Raw genomic sequence first — 6,728 nt, 5'->3', positions numbered from 1 at the left:
GGCCAGGTGTTGGTGGAGAAGCGCTGGTGGAACACCGCCAGGCTGGAGGCAAAACGGGCGTCGCTCAGGTCGGGGTAGAACACCGGCAGCTTGTCCGGCATCACCAGGCCCTTGTAGCTGATCACGCGGCACGACAGCGTCGGCAGGTAGAACACCGGGTCGCTCGGCTCCAGCGTTTTTTCGGCGCGGCGGCGGGCGATGTAGAGTTTGCGCTCGAAAGCGTCTTCGCTCATGTCCGCCGGCGCGTTGACGAAGACCTGCTCGATATGCGGCAGGGAGGCCAGCGCCGATTCGCCGCACACCGAGGCATCGGTTGGCACCGCGCGGAAACCGGCGACGGCCAGACCCTGCGCCTCGAGTTCGGTTTTCAACACCGCACGCGCATGCGCCTGCGGCGCGGCGTCGCGCGACAGGAACAGCAGGCCTGCGGCGTACAACTCGCCGAGCGCAAAGCCGGCATCGCTTGCCACCGCGCGCAGGAATGCATCGGGTTTCTTGAACAGCAGGCCGCAACCGTCGCCCGACAGGCCGTCGGCTGCGATCGCGCCGCGATGCGTCATGCAGGCTAGCGAACCGATCGCGTTTCGTACTAGAGTGTGGCTGGGCTGGTTGTCGATCTGCGCTATAAGGCCGAAGCCGCAGCTGTCCTGTTCGAAGTCGGGTGAATACAGCGTCCCGTCCAGCCAGCCTTGTCGTTCCATGATTCCGTGTGCCCAGTCAACAACGGCCTGCCAAGCGGCAAGCCGTAAATAAACAAAATTTTTAGCGAAAAGTACAAAATTTTAATTCCGCGCCCCACGAATTACAACAATTATTTGGGCCGCTTTTTTGCCGAAGCCTTGCCGTGGCAAGGGGTTCCGTGCAGCCCGGAACTGGGCGTGCGGGTGGGAATGCCCGCTGCCCTCTTCTGTGAAGCGGGCGTGCCGAAGGAGGCTGGCCATGAAACTGCTGAGCTGGAACATTCAATGGGCGCGCGGCCTGGATGGCCGGGTCGACCTCGCGCGCATCCTGCGCACGATCCGCGGCCTCGGCGACTTCGACGTCATCTGCCTGCAGGAAGTCGCGGTCAATTTCCCCGGCCTGCCCGGTAGCCAGGGCGAAAACCAGATCGCCGAACTGTCCGCCGGCCTGCCCGGCTATACGGCCATTTATGGCGCGGCGACCGACATTCCCGACCGCCGCGGCGGCCGCAGCCGGTTCGGCAACGCCATTTTCTCGCGCCTGCCCGTCGGCCAGGTCTGGCGGCATCTGTTGCCGTGGCCAGCCGAGCTGGACACGCCCAGCATGCAGCGGGTGCTGATCGAAGCGGTGGTCGAATCCGATGTCGGCCCGCTGCGCGTGATGACCACGCATCTGGAGTATTACTCTGAGCGCCTGCGCACGCTGCAGATCGAAGCCATCCGCCGCCTGCACGCCGAGGCCTGCGCCATGGCGGCGCGTTCGCCGCTGGCCGAAGAACAGGGCGGCTCGTTCGAGGTGTTCCCCCGGCCCGCCGAGGCAGTGCTGTGCGGCGACATGAACTTCCCCGCATGGGCTCCCGGGCACGCACGGCTCCTCGCCCCGTTTGCCGGCGGCGAGCCCGGCTGGCGCGACGCCTGGGAGGTGTTGCACCCCGGCGAACCGCACGCACCAACCGTCGGCATCCATCCAGTCGGCTTCGTCGACCGGCCCGAATGCTTCGATTTCGTTTTCCTGACCGAAGGCCTGTCGGGACGTCTCAGGGCGCATGGCATCGATACCGCAACCGAGGCGTCGGATCATCAGCCGGTGTGGGTCGAACTGGCCTGAGCAGCGGCGGGCTTCACGCGTCCAGCCTCGACACCCGGCAATGATTTGCCCGTGCCGGATTGCTATGCTTGAAAGCGTCGGCAACATCCTGCGCGGTCGGTGCCGCGGGAACCAGAGGGCAAGATGACGGTTTCGCACAAGCAATCCGTGGCACTCCGGACAGAGCAGGAACGCGCCATCGCTCAAAGCCGCGACGAGCCCGAGTGGCGGCGCTGGGGACCCTATCTCAGCGAACGCCAGTGGGGGACCGTGCGCGAAGACTACAGTCCCAATGGCGATGCCTGGGATTACTTCACTCACGACCAGGCGCGCAGCCGCGCGTATCGCTGGGGCGAAGACGGTATCGCCGGCTTCTGCGACAAGTACCAGCACCTGTGCCTCGCGGTGGCGCTGTGGAACGGCCAGGATCCCTTCCTCAAGGAGCGGCTGTTCGGGCTCACCAACAGCGAGGCCAACCACGGCGAGGACGTCAAGGAGCTCTATTACTACCTGGACGCCACCCCCACCCACTCCTACCTCAGGATGCTCTACAAGTACCCGCAGCGCGCCTTTCCCTACGCGCAGCTGCTGGAGGAGAACCGAATCCGGGGCCGGGAGATGCCGGAGTTCGAGCTGCTCGACAGCGGCGTGTTCGACGACGACCGCTATTTCGACGTCACCGTCGAATACGCCAAGGCCAGCCCGCACGACATCCTGATGCAGGTCACCGCGCACAACCGGGGCGCGGAAGACGCGCCCTTGCACATCCTGCCGCAACTCTGGTTCCGCAACGAATGGTCGTGGGGCGAGCCGGACGCGCGGCCGGAGATATTCGTCGACGAGCGTGGCGCCATCGTGGCGCGCCACGCCAAGTTGGGAACCTACCACTGCCATCTCGACGGCACGCCCGAGCTGCTATTTTGCGACAACGAGACCAACGCGCCGCGCCTGTACGGCGTGACGGGTGCGGGCTATTTCAAGGACGCCTTCCACGAGCGTGTGGTCAACGGCAACCACGACGCCGTCAACCCGACACGCAGCGGCACCAAGGCTGCGGGCCATTTCGTATTCAACGTGCCGGCCGGGGACGCCGTAACGGTTCGCCTGCGCCTCGCCAACACCCTGGTCGACCGGCCATTCGGGGATTTCGCCGGAATTCTGGTGCAGCGCCACGCCGAGGCCGACGCCTACTACGACGAATTGCAGGCCGGCATCAACGATGCCGACGCTCGGCTGATCCAGCGCCAGGCGCTGGCCGGCCTGATCTGGAGCAAGCAGTTCTATTCCTTCGATGTGCCGCGCTGGCTCGATGGCGACCCCGGCATGCCGGCGCCGCCTGCCGAGCGCCTTCACGGGCGCAACAGCGACTGGGGCCACCTCAACAATGCCGATGTGATCTCGATGCCCGACAAGTGGGAATACCCCTGGTACGCGGCGTGGGACCTGGCCTTCCACTGCATTCCCCTGGCCATGGTCGACCCCGCGTTTGCCAAGGAGCAGCTCGTGCTGATGACGCGCGAGTGGTACATGCATCCCAACGGGCAGATTCCCGCCTACGAATGGGCGTTCGGCGACGTCAACCCGCCGGTTCACGCCTGGGCCGCGTGGGAGGTCTACCGGACCGAGCGCGACGCCCACGGCGGCCGCGGCGATACGGCTTTCCTCGAGCGCATCCTGCACAAGCTGCTGCTCAACTTCACCTGGTGGGTGAACCGCAAGGATCCCGCCGGCCACAACGTTTTCCAGGGCGGCTTCCTCGGCCTCGACAACATCGGCGTGCTCGACCGCAGCAGCCCGCTGCCGGGCGGCGGCCAGATCAACCAGGCCGACGGCACCAGCTGGATGGCGATGTACTGCCTCAACCTGATGCGCATCGCCCTCGAGCTCGCGCAGACCAACCACGTCTACGAAGACATCGCGACCAAGTTCTTCGAGCACTTCCTCTACATCGCCAGGGCGATGAACAACATCGGCGACCAGGGCATCGGTCTGTGGGACGAGGAAGACCAGTTCTTCTACGACGTGGTGCGCTTTCCCGACGGCCGCATGACGCCGCTGCGGGTACGCTCCATGGTCGGGCTGATCCCGCTGTTCGCGGTCGAAATCATCGAGCCAGAACTGCTGGAGCGCCTGCCGGGCTTCAAGCGCCGGCTCGAATGGTTCATGAAATACCGCCCCGAGCTGGCCGCTCTGGTTGCGCACTGGATGGAGCCGGGGCGGGGCAATCGTCGCCTGCTGTCGCTGCTGCGCCCCGACCGCATGCGGCACGTGCTGCGGCGCATGCTGGATGAGGCCGAATTCCTCTCGCCGTTCGGGGTGCGCTCGCTTTCCCGCGCGCATCGCGACCAGCCCTACCTGATCGACCTCGACGGCCACCCGGTCAGCGTGAGCTACCAGCCGGCCGAGTCGGAGTCGGGGCTGTTCGGCGGCAATTCCAACTGGCGCGGCCCCGTCTGGTTTCCGGTCAACTATCTGCTGGTGAACGCGCTTTACCGCTTCGCCGACTTCTACGGCGAGGAACTGAAGGTGGAATACCCGACCGGATCAGGCCGCGAGCACTGCCTCGATCAGGTCGCCGACGAACTGGCGCGCCGCCTAGTCAGCATTTTCCGCCGCGACGGGCAGGGCGGCCGCCCGTTTCACGGCGCCCGCGACGAACAGAACAGCGACCCGCACTTTCGCGACCACCTTCTCTTCTACGAGTATTTCCACGGCGACAGCGGACGCGGCATGGGCGCCTCGCACCAGACCGGATGGACCGGGCTGGTGGCGAAGCTGCTGCAACCGCGCCGCTAAGGCGGCACCAGACGAACAGGCAACGAAAAAGCCCGCTTGTATGCGGGCTTGCAACGTTGCTGCTGCCAGTGTGCCGTAAATCATATCCTGTCGCGAAATAGAGCATAACCTGACCAGCTGACCGCATGGACCATAGTCGAGTGCTTGGAACTCAGGCTACCTGCTTCATCAAGAAGACAGGAAGTTTTCGAGAAGAATATATGTTGGCCGACCGTTGAAAAATAAGGCATAACGTGGCCAAAAGATTTTTCTTGAAAATCGCCGCAATTGAGAGGGAATTTTTGGCGGGAAAATACGAAAAGCCCCAGCCAACCTTTTGCTGGTCAATTCGCCCCTGGCCTGACGGGAACGCGTTGTCGAACGCCACTCCAAATTCAGGCCAGTACCATCCACGTTTGTTCGGCCTCTCGTTCCACCACTACCCCGTCTCGGGTCAGCCTGTAAGTGAGGGAACAGCACGCACGTGGAGAAGAAAGCACATTTCTGTTCAAGACCCCATAGTTCACTCCAACACACCGGGCCGATCGGGTCACGAACCCTGGGTGACTTTCGCGATGTAGCCTGGCGCCAATTTGCTGCGTAAATGGATAGCTTGTTGGATGCACCAAGTCAGGATATTCCGCTGCTCGCGCACTCAGGTTCAAAAGCGCCGCATCACAGCGCACCCAATATACCTTGCGTTCGCTCGTTATGCTTTCGCGCGCTCCCTGAGGCACCAGCTCGTCAAAGCCTGCCTCGGCGAGAAATCCACGCCAATGGTGTACGGTTTCGTGAACCGTTGTTTCCACTAAATCCGACCCATACCAGATGCCAAAGCTGCCGTCGCAGAAGCGACTGGCCGCCCAGTTCCGGAAAGGGAACTTAATAGCGTTGAGCCAATCGGCCTCCTCGAAGGGGCGGTCGATAATGGTGTTGGGCGACTCATACGTGTGCGGCTTGGTGGCAAGTTCGTGCTGCTGAGCTATTTCCCAGTCCGCCGGGTCGTCCGAGAGGTCGTCGAACAGGTTTTGGGAAACCCGGATGGACTTGATGTTGCGCGCCAAGTCCTGATGCACGTCGGCAAGCGGCAGCCCCGCGAAGAACGCATCCATCAATTGCCACGAACCCGGTCAAGATGGGACCGGACGGTAAGCATCCCAGCAAAGCCCCATTCCTTTATTACATCTACAGGAGTCAGCCCTTTGAAGGCTTTGTTGCGCTGGGTCATCCAAGCGTAGGCCAGGTCCCGGTCCTGCGGAAAGATTAGGCGAAGATTCTTGTGAATTGCCAATACGTGGCCGGCACGCTCCAACAAGTCCCGGTTTGCGGCCAGGGGCTCTCCACGGCGGTAGCGGCTCAATGCCGCTCTGTTATTTGTCGCAAGGCCGAGCATGGCAAGCTGCTCCTCTGTTCCAAGCTTCCAATGCTCGAAGGCACGAGTCACCATCTTGGCCAAGGCGCCGCGGTTTTGGTCGCCCTGATTGAAGGCTACGGCTGCTTGGTTCATGATGCACCCCCGGCTAATCAGTGTTAATTGATCCTAATATAGTAGCAATTGTTACAGAAAGTCAAAGGTGACAGCTGGCTGGCAGGAAGAAATGACGGAATCCGCAAAAAGCAGAAACTTGCCATTCCCCGACGAACAAGCAGCCGAAAATCCGCGTCAATGCAGGGGAAGGTGCGGCGGCGTCCTTTGCAGAAACAGAGAACGGGCGGGAACAGAGAACGGAAAACCACCCAAAACGGGGTTGTCAGGGTCGGCGGCGTCCGTCGCAGCAAGGCCCGAACCCGCGCCAACACTGGCGTTTCGGGCAAAAAAAATCCCAACCGATAAGGGTTGGGATTTTGGGTTTTGGTGGGCGGAGGACTACCAAATAATCGCCTGTAATGCAGGCGTGCATTGATTATTGCTATTCAAATATTTCATTGTTACCGTCAAAGTTACCGTCAAATCTGGTTGCCAAGGATTGCTGTTGGGAGGCTCATATTTTAGAGGACGCTAACCTGCGCCACTATTTTTGGCGGCCTTTTGAGCAAGAGCGAGGGTGAATCGCCCCGGGTTCTGTGGAGGCTGATTGGTTTAAGTTAAGTTGCTTCCACGGTGTTATCGGCAAGTTGCCGATAGTAGTTTGCCTCAGCCTCGGCCGGAGGGATATAGCCGAGGGATTCGAGTAGCCGGTGGTGGT

At 62.1% G+C, this 6,728-nt stretch carries 4 protein-coding genes and 1 pseudogene; 2 read left to right on the top strand and 3 right to left on the bottom strand.

The window, feature by feature from the left end:
• Positions 1 to 701, bottom strand: a pseudogene (gene gltB / locus Q0L94_RS09395) (glutamate synthase large subunit); the annotation flags it as partial.
• Between the two features lie 238 nt (positions 702 to 939).
• Between gltB and Q0L94_RS09390 the strand changes: the two are divergent.
• A complete protein-coding gene (locus Q0L94_RS09390; protein WP_296752787.1) occupies positions 940 to 1,788 on the top strand; it encodes an endonuclease/exonuclease/phosphatase family protein in 849 nt (282 codons plus the stop codon).
• Between the two features lie 147 nt (positions 1,789 to 1,935).
• The gene (locus tag Q0L94_RS09385) at positions 1,936 to 4,563 is read left to right on the top strand and encodes a glucosidase (protein WP_296752785.1); all 2,628 of its coding nucleotides are present in this window, start codon (positions 1,936 to 1,938) and stop codon (positions 4,561 to 4,563) included.
• Positions 4,564 to 4,937: 374 nt separating this feature from the next.
• Here the strand turns inward: Q0L94_RS09385 and Q0L94_RS09380 are convergent, their stop codons facing one another.
• Together Q0L94_RS09380 and Q0L94_RS09375 are read right to left on the bottom strand one after the other, a co-directional pair.
• Entirely contained in the window at positions 4,938 to 5,654 is a 717-nt protein-coding gene (locus Q0L94_RS09380) for an RES family NAD+ phosphorylase (RefSeq protein WP_296752784.1), read from the bottom strand.
• Positions 5,654 to 6,049, bottom strand: a complete 396-nt coding sequence (locus tag Q0L94_RS09375) for an MbcA/ParS/Xre antitoxin family protein (RefSeq protein ID WP_296752782.1) — start codon at positions 6,047 to 6,049, stop codon at positions 5,654 to 5,656. The genes Q0L94_RS09380 and Q0L94_RS09375 overlap by 1 nt, the downstream gene beginning before the upstream one ends.
• Positions 6,050 to 6,728: the final 679 nt, after the last annotated feature.

Source organism: Thiobacillus sp., from assembly GCF_024708915.1.
Note: the sequence above shows the minus strand (reverse complement) of the source record. Positions and strands in the feature narration are given on the sequence as shown.